Genomic DNA, 14,443 nt, shown 5'->3' with positions numbered 1-14,443 from the left:
CGCGCATCCGGGGAGCCGGAAAAAATCCGGACGGCGGTGTCGAGAAGGTGTCGAGAATCCGCGACCGGCTCCGTCCCCGGGGTGAGAGCGGCCACAATGGGCCGCACAGCACCCAGGAGAGACACGATGGCCAAGTACCTGCTGCTCAAGCACTACCGCGGTGCCCCGGCCCCGGTCAACGACGTGCCCATGGACCAGTGGACGCCGGAGGAGATCTCGGCCCACGTGCAGTACATGCGCGACTTCGCGGCCCGGCTGGAGGAGACCGGCGAGTTCGTCGACGGTCAGGCGCTCGCCCCCGAGGGGATGTTCGTCCGGTACGACGGCGAGGGCCGCCCGCCGGTCACCGACGGCCCGTTCGCCGAGACCAAGGACCTCATCGCCGGCTGGATGGTGATCGACGTCGACAGCCAGGAGCGCGCCGTCGAGCTGGCGGGGGAGCTGTCGGCCGCCCCCGGGGCGGGCGGGAAGCCGATCCACGAGTGGCTGGAGGTGCGCCCGTTCCTGGCCGCGCCGCCCACCGTAACGGAGTGATCCCGGGATGGACGAGGCCCTGCTGAGGAGCCTCACACCGAGCGTGCTCGCGATCCTCGTCCGCCGCGGAGCCGACTTCGCGGCGGCCGAGGACGCCGTGCAGGAGGCGCTGGTCGAGGCGGTCCGCGCCTGGCCGGCCGGCGCCTCCGCGGGCTCTCCGGGCGGGGGACGCCCCGTGCGGGACCCCAAGGGCTGGCTGGTCACCGTGGCCTGGCGCAAGTTCCTCGACGCGGCCCGGGCGGACGCCGCCCGCCGCCGGCGTGAGGACCTCGCCGACCGGGAGCCGCCGCCCGGGCCCGCGCCCGCGGTGGACGACACGCTCTGGCTCTACTTCCTGTGCGCCCACCCGTCGCTGACGCCGTCGTCCGCGGTCGCGCTCACGCTGCGCGCCGTCGGCGGGCTGACCACCCGCCAGATCGCCCGGGCCTACCTGGTGCCCGAGGCGACCATGGCGCAGCGCATCAGCCGGGCCAAGCGCACCGTCTCCGGCGTGCGGTTCGACCGGCCCGGCGACGTCGCCACCGTGCTGCGCGTCCTCTACCTGGTCTTCAACGAGGGCTACTCCGGCGACGTCGACCTCGCCGCCGAGGCCATCCGGCTCACCCGGCAGCTCGCGGCCGCGATCGACCACCCCGAGGTGGCGGGGCTGCTCGCCCTCATGCTGCTCCACCACGCCCGGCGCGCCGCCCGGACCGCGCCCGACGGCAGCCTGGTGCCGCTGGCCGAGCAGGACCGCGGCCGGTGGGACACCGGGATGATCGCCGAGGGGATCGGGATACTGCAGGCGGCCCTCGCCCGCGACCGGCTGGGCGAGTTCCAGGCCCAGGCCGCCGTCGCGGCGCTCCACGCCGACGCGCCCACCGCCGAGGAGACCGACTGGGTGCAGATCGTCGAGTGGTACGACGAACTCGTGCGCCTGACCGGCAGCCCGGTCGCCCGGCTCAACCGCGCGGTGGCCGTCGGCGAGGCCGACGGGCCGCGCGCCGGCCTGGCGGCCCTCGCGGAACTGGACGACTCCCTGCCCCGTCACACCGCGGCGGCGGCCTACCTCCACGAGCGCGACGGCGACCTGGCGACGGCGGCGCGGCTGTACGCCGAGGCGGCGCGGAAGGCGCCCAACCTCGCCGAGCGCGACCACCTGACGCGCCGGGCCGCCCGGCTCAACGCCCGCCGCCGCACGGGGTAGCCCCGCCCGGAGGACCCGGAGGACCCGGAGGACCCGGAGGACCCGGAGCCCGTGCCCCGACCCGCCCGCGGCGCCGGGCGGGCCGGGGCACGGTGCGCGGCCGGGGGCGCGACCGGCCCGGACGGGCGCGCGGTGGAGACGGGTGGCGGATGAAACAAGAGTTACCGATGCGTAACCCACCGGAGGGTTACCGCTGGTAATCCCCGGGCCTACTCTCAGGTGGTTCTCCCCGCACACGCGCCGGTTCCCCCGGGCCGGCGCCCCACAGAGGAGAGGGCCCATGGGACACCCTCACAGGCACCTGCGCACGTCAGCCGCCTTCGCCGCCTCGGCCGCGCTGCTGGCCGGGGCGGTCGTCGGCCCGGCCTCCACCGCCCGCGCCGCGTCCGGGCCGCCGACCGTCCGGTTCGTCGACATCCCCGGCGACGGGGGCACGAAGCTCGCCGCCAACGTCGTCGTCCCCGGCGACGCCGCGGCGGGCGCCGGGCGCCGCTACCCGCTCGTCGTGCTCCCCACCAGTTGGTCCATGCCGCAGGTCGAGTACCTCGCCCAGGCGAAGAGGCTCGCCGCGTCCGGCTACGTCGTGCTCAGCTACAACTCGCGCGGCTTCCTGCAGTCCGGCGGCACCATCGAGGTCGCCGGCCCGCCCGACGTCGCCGACGCCTCGAAGGTCATCGACTGGGCGCTGGCCAACACCCCCGCCGATCCCGAGCGCATCGGCATGGCGGGCATCTCCTACGGCGCCGGCATCAGCCTGCTGGCCTCCGCGTCCGACGACCGGATCAAGGCCGTGGTCGCGATGAGCGGCTGGGCGGACCTGGTCGGCTCCATCTACAGCGGCCGCACCCAGCACACCCAGGCGGCGGCGTTCCTCACCGGCACCGGTTACCTCACCGGCCGCCCCGGCGAGGAGTTCCAGGAGATCATCAAGGGCTTCCTCGGCTCCGACCTGGAGAAGGAGGCCGACATGATCGCCTGGGGGAAGAAGCGCTCCGCGGCCACCCACATCGACCGGATCAACGCGAACGGCGCCGCGATCATGCTGGGCAACGCCTGGGGCGACTCGATCTTCCCGCCCAACCAGTACGCGGACTTCTACGAGAAGCTGACCGGCCCCAAGCGCCTGGAGTTCCGGCCCGGCGACCACGCCACCCCCGAGATGACCGGCCTGCTGGGGCTGCCCAACGACGTGTGGAACAACGCCGAGCGCTGGCTCGACCACCACCTCAAGGGCGAGGACAACGGCATCGACCGGGAGAAGCCCGTCCGGATCGGCGTCCGCGGCGGCGGCCAGGAGAGCCACGCGAGCTGGAAGGCCCTCTCCACCGCCAGGACACGGATCGCCCTGGACGACACCGAGAGGATCCTGGCGAACGGCGACTCCGGGGCCAACGGCGGGACCGTCATGCTCACGGGCATCCTCGACCAGCTCGTGAGCGTCGCGCCGACGGTGTCCGTCCCGCTGCTGCCCGACTGGCGCGCCGCCGTCTGGACGTCGCAGCGGCACGCCGCCGAGCAGCGGATCCGCGGCACCGTGAAACTGCGCACCACGGTGACGAGCAACGAGTCCAGCGGCACCTTCGTCGCCCACCTGTACGACGTGAACGCGCTGGGCGTGGGCAAGCTCGTCACCCACGCCCCGTTCACCTTCCACGGCAAGGAGCCGGGCAAGGCGTTCGGCGTGGACCTGGAACTGTTCTCCACGGCCTACGACGTCCCCGCCGGGCACCGGCTCGCCCTGGTGATCGACACCGTCGACCCGCTCTACGCCGAGCACAACCCGGCCGGGGCGAAGCTCGCCTTCTCCTCGCCGGAGAAGAGGCCCTCGTACGTCGAAATCCCCGTCCGCGACTGACGCGCCCCGCCGTCCGGCCCCGCCCCGCCCCGTCCGGCCCCGCTCCGGCGGAGCGGGGCCGGACGTGTTCCGGGAGCCCGTGCCGCCGGCAGTTCGAGAACAATCGTTCTTGACCGATCGTTCTCAAATCGCGTACCGTCGTCCGCATGGGGAGACCACGCACCTTCGACGAGGAGCGGGCCGTCGAGTCGGCGGCCGAGCTGTTCGCCCGGCACGGCTACGAGGGGACCTCCGTCGACGACCTGGTCACCGCGATCGGCGTCCACCGGGGCAGCCTCTACAAGGTGTTCGGCAGCAAGCGCGGCCTCTACCTCACCGCGCTCCGCCGCCACCTGGACCGGCACGTCCTGCCGCTCGCCGGGCGGGTGGCCGCCGCGCCGGACCCGGTCCGGGCGCTCACCGCCGCCGCGGACGCCTACGACAGCGGGCCGGCCGCCGGACTGCTGCTGCTGGCCCAGGCGGAGACGGCGCACCGCGACCCCGAGGTCGCCGCGCTGACGGCGGAGGGGTTCGGCGCGCTGGAGGAGGCGATCGCCGCCGTCCTGGCCGCGTCGGACGGACCGGCCGCCGAGGCGGGTCCGGACCTCGCCCGCGCCCTGACCGCGGCCGTGCTCGGCCTGCGGCTGCGCTCCCGCACCGCCGATGCCGCCGCCGGCCCCGGAGCGGCGCGCGCGCTGGCCGCGTGCCTCGCGCCCCCGCCCGCCGACCGACCGACAGGAGAATGACCATGGCCCGCGTCACCGTCGCCGACGACACCCTCACCGTCGAGGTGGAGGGGCTCGACAAGCTCTGGGCGCTCAAGAGCCGCCTGGAGATACCCCTCGCCAACGTCCGGGGAGCCACCCGCGACCCCGGCATCGTCCAGGAGCCCAAGGGCATCCGCGCGCCCGGCACCCACATCCCGGGCGTCATCGTCGCCGGCACCTACCACCGCGACGGCGAACGCGTCTTCTGGGACGTGAAGGACCCCGGCAAGGCCGTCGTCATCGAACTCGCCGACGAGCGGTACGCCCGCCTCGTGGTGGAGGTCGACGACCCCCGCGCCACCGTCGACCTCGTCGAACGCGCCAGACGGGCCAGGTGACGAGCCGGGTGACGGGCCGGACGGCCGGACGGCGGAAGACCGCGGCCCCGGTGCGGAGCACCGCGCCGGGGCCGGGAGGGCCGGACGAAGGGGTCAGCGGGCGATCCGGTCGTAGCCCTCGATCTCGCGCGGGCTGCGCGGCCCGGGACCGACGTAGCGCGCGGAGGGCCGCACCAGACGGCCGGTGCGCTTCTGCTCCAGGATGTGCGCCGACCAGCCCGCGGTGCGGGCGCAGGTGAACATCGAGGTGAACATGTGCGCCGGAACCTCGGCGAAGTCCAGCACGATCGCCGCCCAGAACTCCACGTTCGTGGCCAGCACCCGGTCCGGGCGCCGGTTGTGGAGCTCCTCCAGCGCCGCCTTCTCCAGCGCCTCGGCCACCTCGTAGCGCGGCGCGCCCAGCTCCTTGGCGGTGCGGCGCAGCACGCGGGCCCGCGGGTCCTCGGCGCGGTAGACGCGGTGGCCGAAGCCCATCAGGCGCTCGCCCCTGTCCAGGGCCTGCTTGACGTACCCCTCGGCGTCCCCGGTCCGCTCGATCTCCTCGATCATGCCCAGCACGCGGGAGGGCGCGCCGCCGTGCAGCGGGCCGGACATCGCGCCGACCGCGCCCGACAGCGCCGCCGCCACGTCGGCGCCGGTGGAGGCGATGACGCGGGCGGTGAAGGTGGAGGCGTTCATGCCGTGCTCGGCGGCCGACGTCCAGTAGGCGTCCACGGCCGCGACGTGCCGGGGGTCGGGCTCGCCCCGCCAGCGGCGCATGAAGCGCTCCACGACGGTCTCCGCCTTGTCGATCTCCTTCTGCGGGACCATCGGCAGGCCCTGCCCGCGCGCCGACTGGGCCACGTAGGACAGCGCCATCACCGCGGCCCGCGCCAGGTCCTCGCGGGCCTGCTCCTCGTCGATGTCGAGCAGCGGTTTCAGGCCCCACACGGGCGCGAGCATCGCCAGCGCGGACTGCACGTCCACCCGGATGTCGCCGGAGTGCACCGGGATGGGGAAGGGCTCGGCCGGCGGCAGACCGGGGTCGAAGCTGCCGTCCACCAGCAGACCCCACACGTTCCCGAAGGAGACGTGGCCCACCAGGTCCTCGATGTCCACGCCTCGGTAGCGGAGGGCGCCGCCCTCCTTGTCGGGCTCGGCGATCTCCGTCTCGAACGCGACGACTCCTTCGAGCCCGGGTACGAAGTCGGACATCAGGCGGCTCCTCGTGTCTGGTTCGGCGGGAGGGCGACAACGGGGTGACCCGAGGGGGCCGGTCGGCTCCCGCGGGTCCACCGGTGCGGTTCCGCCGCCGTGAGGAGCCGGCGGTCCGGGCCGGTGCCCGGTCATGCCCGCGCTGCCGGTGGTCACCGGCGGCGACTGGTCGGACGCCGTAGCCCGCTATGCGCGAAGGCCACAGCGGTCCGGCCTGCGATTCTTTCCGGTCCGGCGAGTGCGGGGGAAGAGTGAGATGCGGCACATTCCGCGATCCCCCCGCGCCAGGTGTACGCGCGGCGGGGAACGGGCAGACTCGTCGGCCGCGAGCCGCCGCCGCGGACGTGTTGCAAGATGAACGGGTGCCCCAAGCCGACGACGCAGCCCGTGAGACCCTCGCCCGCCGCCCCCACCTGGACCCCGCCTCGATGCGGATCCACTACCGCGCCGAGGGCCTCGGCGAGGAGGACCTCGCCGCCGACCCCCACGAGCAGTTCCTGCGCTGGTTCGAGGACGCGGTGGCCGCCGGGCTGCACGAACCGAACGCGATGGTCGTGTCCACGGCGGACGAACGCGGACGGCCCAGTTCCCGCACCGTCCTGCTGAAGCAGTTCGACGCACGCGGATTCGTCTTCTACACCAACTACGGCTCCCGCAAGGGCCGCGAGATCGAGGCGAACCCGTACGTCTCGCTGCTCTTCCCCTGGCACGCCGTCGCCCGCCAGGTGATCGTCTCGGGCACGGCGGAGCGGACCGGCCGGGACGAGACGGCCGCCTACTTCCGCACCCGCCCGCACGGTTCGCAGCTCGGCGCGTGGGCCAGCGAGCAGTCCTCTAAGGCGGCCTCCAGGGAGGAGCTGGACCGCGTCTACGCCGAGCTGGCGGCCCGCTACCCGGAGACGGAGAAGGTTCCCGTCCCCCCGCACTGGGGCGGCTACCGCGTCAGGGCGGAGACGGTGGAGTTCTGGCAGGGCCGCGAGAACCGCCTCCACGACCGGCTGCGCTACGTCAGGACGGACGAGGGCTGGACGGTCGAGCGCCTCTGCCCCTGAGGGACGCCTGCCGGCCGCACGGGCCGTCCGCGGCGCGCGGGAACGCAGACGACCCGTGGGCCTGGCCCCAATCGCGCGAGGCGCGACGGGGGTCGGTCGGACGTACCGACAGCCCACGGGTCGGGTGACTGCTTGGGATTGGCCGGCGGTGCCGGCGTCACGTGTGACGTACGGCGCCTAGGCCGCAGCCACCTCACGCGTCCGGTAACAACTCATCTGCCGAACCACCTCCCTTCTCGTGTACCTCGCACGTTATGCCCGGGTACCGGGTAACGGCAAGTGAATTTCGGGGGCGCAACGATTTCCCCGAACCCGGTGTGGGGTGCGTCACGTTCGAGTTGAATGATCGGGAGTGCAGTTGCGCGCAGCGTGCCAGCCGGGGGTGCCAGGTGACCGCTCAGTCCGAGACCCACTACGAACACGGCGCCGGTGACGGGAGCGACGTCCGCGGCGGCCCCTCCGGGGCGCCCGGGGGAGAGCGGCTGCTGGCGGCCCTCCTGGACGGCATGGACGCGGCCCTGTGCGCCTTCGACGCCGACGGCGTCGTGACCCACTGGAACCGCGAGGCCGAGCGCATCCTGGGCTGGACCAGGGAGGAGGCCGTCGGCCGCCGGGGGCTGGCGGGCTGGGCGGTCCGCACGGCCGACGCCGAGGACGTCCAGGCGCGGCTGTTCGGCGCGATGACCGCGCCCGGCCGCCAGGTCCACGAGTTCGCCCTGCTCCGCAAGGACGGCGGGCGGGTGCTGGTGCGCACCCAGTCCTCCGGGGTGCGCGGCGCGGACGGCAGGCCCGTCGGCGTGTACTGCGCGTTCGGCGAGGTGCGCACGCAGATCGACCTGGAGCGGTCCGTCGCCCTCGGCGAGGCGCTCTTCGACGACGCCCCGTGGGGAGTGGTCCTCGTCGACGCCGACCTGCGCCCGGCCGTCGCCAACCGCCACGCCGTCCGCGCGCTGCGCGCCGGACGCTCGTCGATACTCGGACGGCCGCTGGGCGAGCTGGTGGGGGAGGGCGTGGAGGAGCTGGAGAGCGCGCTCCAGCACGTGCTGGCGGAGGGCCCGCCGCAGAGACCGGCGGAGCTGTGGGTGACGCTCCGCGCGGAGCCCGGCCGGGCGGACCGGCCGGCCCGGAGCGGCGAGGCGGGCGGCGGGGACGAGCGCCGCTGCTGGCGCAGCGGCTTCCTGCGGCTGGTCTCCCCGATGGCGGAGGAGACCCCGGTGCCGCTGGGCGTGGCGTGGTTCTTCCTGGACGTCACCGAGGCCAGGCGGACCGAGCAGGAGGCGGCGCGGTTCCGGTTCCGCGGCAACCAGCTCCACCGGGCGGCCCGGGCCGCGGCCGAGTACGAGGACCCGATGGAGGCGGCGGTGGTCCACCTGGACTTCGCCCTGGCGGGCTTCGCCGACCACGCGCTGCTGGACCTGGCGGCGGGGGACGCGCCGGTGCGCCTGATCCGCACGGCCGAGGCCCCGGCGCCGGGCACGGCGGCGACGGGCGTCCCGGTGTGCTACCCGGACGACCACCCGGCCCTCCAGGCGTACGAGCGGTGCGGCCCGGTCCGCACGAGCGTGGGCGGCGCGGCGGTGCCGGGGTGGGCCCGGGACCGCAAGTGGCCGGAGGGCACGGTGCACGGGCTGTCCGTGGTCCTGCGCAGCCGGGGGCGGTCCCTGGGCGTGCTCACGTTCCTGCGCGGTCGGAGCCGCCGCGCGTTCGACCGCTCGGACGTGGCCTACGCGGAGGCCGTCGCGGACCGCGTCGCCGCCGCGGTCGACCTCGCCCGAGCCCTGGCCTGAGGTCCGGCCCCGGCGCCTCCGCCGCCGAGGTCCGGCCGGGACGCCGCGGCCGGACCTCGGCGGCGGAGGAACCGGGCCTCAGCGGTAGAGGATGCGGTCGGCGTACTCCTCCATCACGCGGGCGTTCCACTCGTGCCCGCCGTCCACGTTCCCCGAGCGCAGCAGGGGCGGGGTGAGGCCGCGGGCGGCCAGCTCGCCGGCCGCCGTGGCGACGATCGACTGCATGATCGCGCTCGTCACGACCGTCGAGGCGGGGGCGAAGGGCGCGTCGATCCCGTCCGCGGTGAGCTCCGCGTCGCCCACCGCGATCTTGCTGTCGACGACGACGTCGCAGTGGTCCCTCAGGAACGTGCCCGACGCGTTGCGCGGCGCGGTGCCCTCCGCGTAGGCGACCGAGGTGACGCCGACCACCTTCAGCCCCAGGTCCCGGGCGCGGGAGGCCATCTCCACGGGCAGCGCGTTGCGGCCGGACAGGGAGATCACCACCAGGACGTCGCCCGCCCGCGCCGGTCCGGTGTCCAGCACGGCCGAGGCCAGGCCCGCCACCCGCTCCAGCGCGCTGCCCAGGGGCGCGGGCCGGACGTCGACGCCGGTGGTGCCGGGGACGGTCAGCAGGTTCATCACGGCGAGGCCGCCCGCCCGGTAGACCACGTCCTGGGCGGGCAGCGAGGAGTGCCCCGCGCCGAAGGCGAAGACGCGGCCGCCGGCGGTGAAGGCGTCGGCGATCAGCTTCCCGGCCGCGGCGATGCTCTCGGACTCCTCCTCCCGCACCCGTGCCAGCAGACCGATGGCCGCGTCGATGAACCGCTCCGCCAGCCCGTTTCCGCCCATGTCCCCGCGGCCTCCCGTCGTCGTGACGCGTCGTGGCGCACGTCCCGGAGCGCCCGGGCGTGCGTGTGGCACCGCGATCACGGTGAGGTCTGGACCACTTCCCTGTCAACGGTGCGCGGCCGCCCGGGGCCCCGGCGGGCCGGCACGGTTGTCCGCCCCATGCGTCAGAATTGGATGCCAGGGCCACCGCACGAGCTGACGAGGGGCACGCATGTCCGGACTCATCGACACCACGGAGATGTATCTCCGCACGATCCTGGAGCTGGAGGAGGAGGGCGTGGTCCCCATGCGTGCCCGGATCGCCGAGCGGCTCGACCAGAGCGGCCCGACGGTGAGCCAGACGGTCGCCCGCATGGAGCGCGACGGTCTGCTGACCGTGGCCGGCGACCGGCACCTGGAGCTCACCGAGGAGGGCCGGCGGCTGGCGACGCGCGTGATGCGCAAGCACCGGCTGGCCGAGTGCCTGCTCGTCGACGTGATCGGCCTGGAGTGGGAGCAGGTGCACGCGGAGGCGTGCCGCTGGGAGCACGTGATGAGCGAGGCGGTCGAGCGCCGTGTGCTCGAACTGCTGCGGCACCCCACGGAGTCCCCGTACGGCAACCCGATCCCGGGCCTGGAGGAGCTGGGCGAGCCGGCGGAGGCCGGCCCGTTCCTGAGCGACGACATGGTGAGCCTGTCCGAGCTGGACGCGGGCCAGGACGGCAAGACGGTCGTGGTGCGCCGCATCGGCGAGCCGATCCAGACGGACGCCCAGCTCATGTACACGCTGCGGCGGGCCGGGGTGCAGCCGGGCGCGGTGGTCAGCGTGACGGCGGGCGTGGGCGGGGCCGTGCAGGTGGGCAGCGGCGGCGAGGCCGCGGAGCTGACCCGCGCCGTCGCCGCGCACGTGTTCGTCGCCAAGCGCTGAGTCCGGCGGCCGGGCGGGTCGGTGTCCCGGCCCCTGCCCAGGGGGGCTCGTTTCCCGGGGGCCCGTTTCCCGGGAGGGCTCGCCCGGCACGCGGGCGGTCCCGGGGGCCGCAGCGCCACCGGAATGCCGGAGTCGCCGGAACGGGAGCGGCCGGGGCCGTGCCGTGGCACCCTTTCGGATACGTGGACGAGGGGGGAGGGCCATGGGTCCGCAGGAACACCGGGATCCCGGCGCCGTGCGGCGCCGGGATCCCGCCTCCCCGCGTCCCCTCCCCGTCGCCCCCCTTGCGCGACCCCGGGCCCCGAACTCCCGGGGTCGCCCCCCGCGGACCCCTGTCCCCGAGCGGTCCGCCTCCTGGTAGCTGTCTCCCCTCGGCACACGCGGCGGACACTCGCCGCGTGTCACTCGAACGAGGGGTATTGCACGTCAGAAGAGCTTGTTCGAATAGAAGTTCGATAACGTAAGGGCCGGCAAGGGGACGAGCGGACAGAGGGAATGGGGGTGCCGGGACGCATGGTTCGACGCATCAGCGTCAGAGGAGCGGGTGGTCTGCGACTCGCGGCCTGGGAGTTCGCCGATCCGCCCAAGGGCGCGTGGGCCGGGGGCGACCGGCGCCCGCCGGGCGTGCTGCTGCTGCACGGCCTGATGGGCCGCGCCTCGCACTGGGCGGCCACCGCCCGCTGGCTCTCCGGGCGCTACCGCGCCGTCGGCCTCGACCAGCGCGGCCACGGCCGCAGCGACAAACCCACCGACGGGCCGTTCGACCGCGAGACGTACGTGGCGGACGCCGAGGCCGTGATCGAGCAGCTCGGCCTGGCCCCCGTGGCGCTCGTCGGCCACGCGATGGGCGCGCTCACCGCCTGGCAGCTCGCCGCCAGGCGCCCCGACCTGGTCCGTGCCGTGGTGATCTGCGACATGCGGGCCTCGGCGCTGGGCAAGCGCTCCCAGCGCGAGTGGGAGCAGTGGTTCGCGACCTGGCCGGTCCCCTTCGCCACCCTCGCCGACGTCCGCCGGTGGTTCGGCGAGGAGGACCCCCTCCTGGAGCGGCCCCGTCCCTCGCGCGGCGATTTCTTCGCCGAGGTGATGGCCGAGCGGATGGACGGCTGGCGGCCGGTGTTCTCCCGGCGCCAGATGCTGATGATCCGTGAGAGCTGGGTCCACGAGGCACACTGGGAGGAGCTGGCCCTGGTGCGCTGTCCGGCCCTGGTGGTCCGCGGCCTCGACGGCGAACTGGGCCGGGCCGAGGCGCAGGAGATGGTCCGCGTCCTCCCCCAGGGGGTCTACGCGGAGGTGGACGGCGCCGGGCACCTCGTCCACCACGACCAGCCGGAGCGGTGGCGGCAGGTCGTCGAGCCCTTCCTCCAGGAGGCGCTTCCCGCCTGACGGGCCGTCACGCGGACCGGGTAGGAAGCGCCTCCGGCGGACGGTGGCGGCCGGCCCCGCAGGACCGGCCGCCACGGGAGGCTCAGGCGCCGCGGGCCGCGGCGGCGTCACGGCCGCAGGCGTACGCCAGGGGCGGGATGATCTCCTCGACGTCGGGCAGCCAGCGGTTGGCGTCCGTCGGCCGCCTCGCCCACAGCACCGGGCCGCGCGTGCCCAGCCGGCTCGGCGGCGCGGCCACCCAGTCCCCCTCGCCCAGCGCGGTCAGCCCGAGTCCGCTCGGGGACCACCCCAGCTTCCGCACCAGATCGGGGATCTTGACGGCGCCGCCCGGCAGGACGAAGAAGAGCATCCGCCCGTCCGGCGTCCCGATGACCGGGCCGAGCCGCACTCCCAGGCGCTCCATCCGCGCCAGCGCCAGGCAGCCGGTGCTCTCCGGCACCTCGACGACATCGAAGGTTCGCCCGGTCGGCAGCAGCACCGACGCGTCCGGCCGGTCGGCCCACAGGCGGCGCACCACCGTCACGCTGCCCGTCGCCTGTGCCGCCCAGTCCTCCTGCACGGGATGCGCGCCGGGCGCCTCGCAGTCGGCCGCCCCGCAGGAGCAGTGCGGCACGCCCCCGGAGATCTCCAGCCACGCGCCGGGGAACACGTCCCAGTGCCGGTCCTCCGCGTACCGTGCCGCATGCTCGACCATCGGGCCGGCCAGGGGCTCGGCGCGCTGCTCGGGAAGCTGCGGATCTGCCGGGGCGGACATTGTCGCTGTTGTGATGTTCATGGCCTCCTCCACGACCATCACAACTTTACCGGTGACCAAGGGTTACGGCTTGGTCATCGATTCATGGGAAGCACCGGTCCGGCACGTGGGGCGCACAGGTGCACGAGCGGGGGCGCGCGCATGAACGGGCGGCTGCGGATGGGTAGTTCCCTGTGCGGCGCGGTGCCGGAAATCTTGGCATATGCGCTCGGCGGGGAAGCGCGACGCGAGGGGAGCGTCCGCGCCGTCCCGGCCGTCCCGATCGTCCCGGCCGGAGCCCCGGCCGGCCACCCGGACCGCCCCGGGCGCCGCGAGCGCCCCGGGCACGGCCACCAGCAGGAGGGGGACCGCATGGCCGCCAGGCCGTTGGTCGCACGGCAGCCGAACGAACGGCTGCAGGCGCTCATCCAGGAGGCGGGCTGTTCCAACGCCGGACTGGCCCGCCGCGTCAACATGTGCGGCGCCGAGCACGGACTGGACCTGCGCTACGACAAGACGTCCGTCGCCCGCTGGCTGCGCGGCCAGCAGCCGCGCGGCCGGGCGCCCGCCATCATCGCCGAGGCGCTGGGCCGCAAGCTCGGCCGGACCGTCACGGTCGAGGAGATCGGCATGGGAGGCGGCGGGAGCATGGCCGCCGGCGTCGGCCTGCGCTTCGCGTCCACCGTCTCCGGAGCCGTCGAGCAGGCGAGCGAGCTGTGGCGCAGCGACGTGGGCAGCCGCGATCTCCTCACCGCCCAGCCGGCGACCTTCTCCGCCCTGGTGGAACCCAGCCGCGACTGGCTCATCACGCCCCCGGACCCCCAGGTGGCGCGGACCTCCGGGCCGCGGGTGGGGGCCTCGGACGTCGCGGCGGTGCGGGAGACCACCGCGGCCCTGTCGGACCTGGACCACCGCTTCGGCAGCGGCCATGTGCGGCCGGTCGTCGTCCACTACCTCAACAGCGTGGTCTCGGGGCTGCTGGCGGGCTCCTACCGGGAGTCGGTGGGGCGGGAGCTGTTCGGCGCGGCCGCCCGGCTCACCGAACTGGCCGGCTACATGGCCGTGGACACCGGGCAGCCCGGCCTGGCGCAGCGGTACTACATCCAGGCGCTGCGCCTGGCCCAGGCAGCGGACGACCGGGCGTACGGCGGTTACGTACTGGCCGCCGGCATGAGCCACCTGGCCGCCGCGCTCGGCACCCCGCGGGAGATAGCCCAGCTCGCCCGGGCCGCGCAGGAGGGCGCGCGAGGACGGGTGACCCCGCGGGCGCAGGCGATGTTCCACGCGGCGGAGGCCCGCGGCCACGCGCTGATGGGCGACGCCCGCGCCTGCCAGCTCGCCGCCGGGCGGGCCCTGGCCGCGTTCGACCGGGCCGGGCCGGCCACGGACGCGGGCGACGACCCGGAGTGGATAGCCCACTTCGACGCCGCTTACCTGGCCGACGAACTCGCCCACTGCCACCGGGACCTGAACCAGCCCGTCCCCGCCCAGCGCCGTGCCGAGGAGGCCCTGACGGACCTTCCGGAGCGGCGGACGCGGCGGCGGGCGATCGACCTGCTGCTGCTCGCCACGGCGCGGGTGCAGCAGCGTGAGCTGGAGCACGCCTGCGAGGCGGGCGCGCGGGCGGCCGAGCTCCTGGGCGGACTCCGCTCCCGGCGGGGCGCGGAGTACCTGGAGGACTTCAGGGGACGCCTGGAGCCGTACCGGGAGGAGCAGGTGGTCAGGGAGTTCACGGAGCGGCTGGAGACGGAGCTCGTCCCGGGCTGAGCGAACGGCGGTGCGGGGCTCCGCGTTCCGGCCGGGACGGAACGCGGAGCCGTCACTTCCGGGGGCGTGGTAGGGCGCGCGAGCGACCCGGTAGCGTGAGCCGACGATCTGACAGTCAGGCGAACGAGGA

Annotated in this window: 13 protein-coding genes; 10 read left to right on the top strand and 3 right to left on the bottom strand. The window is 74.9% G+C overall.

Annotated features, from left to right (window positions below; genetic code table 11):
- The first annotated feature begins 126 nt into the window (after nucleotides 1-126).
- The 5 genes from ABD358_RS03010 to ABD358_RS02990 all read left to right on the top strand — a co-directional run bounded on the left by ABD358_RS03010 (nucleotide 127) and on the right by ABD358_RS02990 (nucleotide 4,659).
- The gene (locus ABD358_RS03010; RefSeq protein WP_344629220.1) at nucleotides 127-534 is read left to right on the top strand and encodes a YciI family protein; all 408 of its coding nucleotides are present in this window, start codon (nucleotides 127-129) and stop codon (nucleotides 532-534) included.
- A gap of 7 nt (nucleotides 535-541) precedes the next feature.
- Nucleotides 542-1,720, top strand: a complete 1,179-nt coding sequence (locus ABD358_RS03005; RefSeq protein WP_344629219.1) for an RNA polymerase sigma factor — start codon at nucleotides 542-544, stop codon at nucleotides 1,718-1,720.
- Nucleotides 1,721-2,000: 280 nt separating this feature from the next.
- Complete coding sequence (locus tag ABD358_RS03000; RefSeq protein WP_344629218.1) at nucleotides 2,001-3,575, top strand: CocE/NonD family hydrolase; 1,575 nt, start codon at nucleotides 2,001-2,003, stop codon at nucleotides 3,573-3,575.
- 146 nt (nucleotides 3,576-3,721) lie between these two features.
- Nucleotides 3,722-4,300: a TetR/AcrR family transcriptional regulator gene (locus ABD358_RS02995; protein WP_344629217.1), complete on the top strand. Its 579-nt coding sequence runs from the start codon at nucleotides 3,722-3,724 to the stop codon at nucleotides 4,298-4,300.
- 2 nt (nucleotides 4,301-4,302) lie between these two features.
- The gene (locus ABD358_RS02990; protein WP_344629216.1) at nucleotides 4,303-4,659 is read left to right on the top strand and encodes a hypothetical protein; all 357 of its coding nucleotides are present in this window, start codon (nucleotides 4,303-4,305) and stop codon (nucleotides 4,657-4,659) included.
- A gap of 93 nt (nucleotides 4,660-4,752) precedes the next feature.
- Here the strand turns inward: ABD358_RS02990 and ABD358_RS02985 are convergent, their stop codons facing one another.
- Nucleotides 4,753-5,853 carry a citrate synthase 2 gene (locus ABD358_RS02985; RefSeq protein WP_344629215.1) on the bottom strand — a complete coding sequence of 367 codons (1,101 nt, stop codon included), beginning with the start codon at nucleotides 5,851-5,853 and terminating at the stop codon, nucleotides 4,753-4,755.
- A 428-nt stretch (nucleotides 5,854-6,281) separates the two neighbouring features.
- Between ABD358_RS02985 and pdxH the strand changes: the two genes are divergently transcribed.
- Nucleotides 6,282-6,905, top strand: coding sequence for a pyridoxamine 5'-phosphate oxidase (pdxH, locus tag ABD358_RS02980; protein ID WP_344629441.1), 624 nt, complete (start codon nucleotides 6,282-6,284; stop codon nucleotides 6,903-6,905).
- A gap of 389 nt (nucleotides 6,906-7,294) precedes the next feature.
- A complete protein-coding gene (locus ABD358_RS02975) occupies nucleotides 7,295-8,692 on the top strand; it encodes a PAS domain-containing protein (RefSeq protein WP_344629214.1) in 1,398 nt (465 codons plus the stop codon).
- A 78-nt stretch (nucleotides 8,693-8,770) separates the two neighbouring features.
- Here the strand turns inward: ABD358_RS02975 and ABD358_RS02970 are convergent, their stop codons facing one another.
- Nucleotides 8,771-9,523, bottom strand: coding sequence for an SIS domain-containing protein (locus tag ABD358_RS02970; protein WP_344629213.1), 753 nt, complete (start codon nucleotides 9,521-9,523; stop codon nucleotides 8,771-8,773).
- A gap of 211 nt (nucleotides 9,524-9,734) precedes the next feature.
- On the opposite strand from ABD358_RS02970, the gene ABD358_RS02965 reads away from it, so the two are divergent.
- Nucleotides 9,735-10,430, top strand: coding sequence for an iron-dependent transcriptional repressor DtxR (locus ABD358_RS02965; RefSeq protein WP_344629212.1), 696 nt, complete (start codon nucleotides 9,735-9,737; stop codon nucleotides 10,428-10,430).
- Between the two features lie 513 nt (nucleotides 10,431-10,943).
- Nucleotides 10,944-11,813 carry an alpha/beta fold hydrolase gene (locus ABD358_RS02960; RefSeq protein ID WP_344629211.1) on the top strand — a complete coding sequence of 290 codons (870 nt, stop codon included), beginning with the start codon at nucleotides 10,944-10,946 and terminating at the stop codon, nucleotides 11,811-11,813.
- Nucleotides 11,814-11,895: 82 nt separating this feature from the next.
- Here the strand turns inward: ABD358_RS02960 and ABD358_RS02955 are convergent, their stop codons facing one another.
- Complete coding sequence (locus tag ABD358_RS02955) at nucleotides 11,896-12,588, bottom strand: bifunctional DNA primase/polymerase (protein ID WP_344629210.1); 693 nt, start codon at nucleotides 12,586-12,588, stop codon at nucleotides 11,896-11,898.
- A 330-nt stretch (nucleotides 12,589-12,918) separates the two neighbouring features.
- On the opposite strand from ABD358_RS02955, the gene ABD358_RS02950 reads away from it, so the two are divergent.
- Entirely contained in the window at nucleotides 12,919-14,313 is a 1,395-nt protein-coding gene (locus ABD358_RS02950; protein ID WP_344629209.1) for an NsdA family TPR-like regulatory protein, read from the top strand.
- Nucleotides 14,314-14,443 lie beyond the last annotated feature (130 nt).

Source organism: Streptomyces glaucosporus, assembly GCF_039533345.1.
GTDB classification, from domain to species: domain Bacteria; phylum Actinomycetota; class Actinomycetes; order Streptomycetales; family Streptomycetaceae; genus Streptomyces; species Streptomyces glaucosporus.
This window is presented reverse-complemented; position numbering and strand designations above follow the sequence as displayed.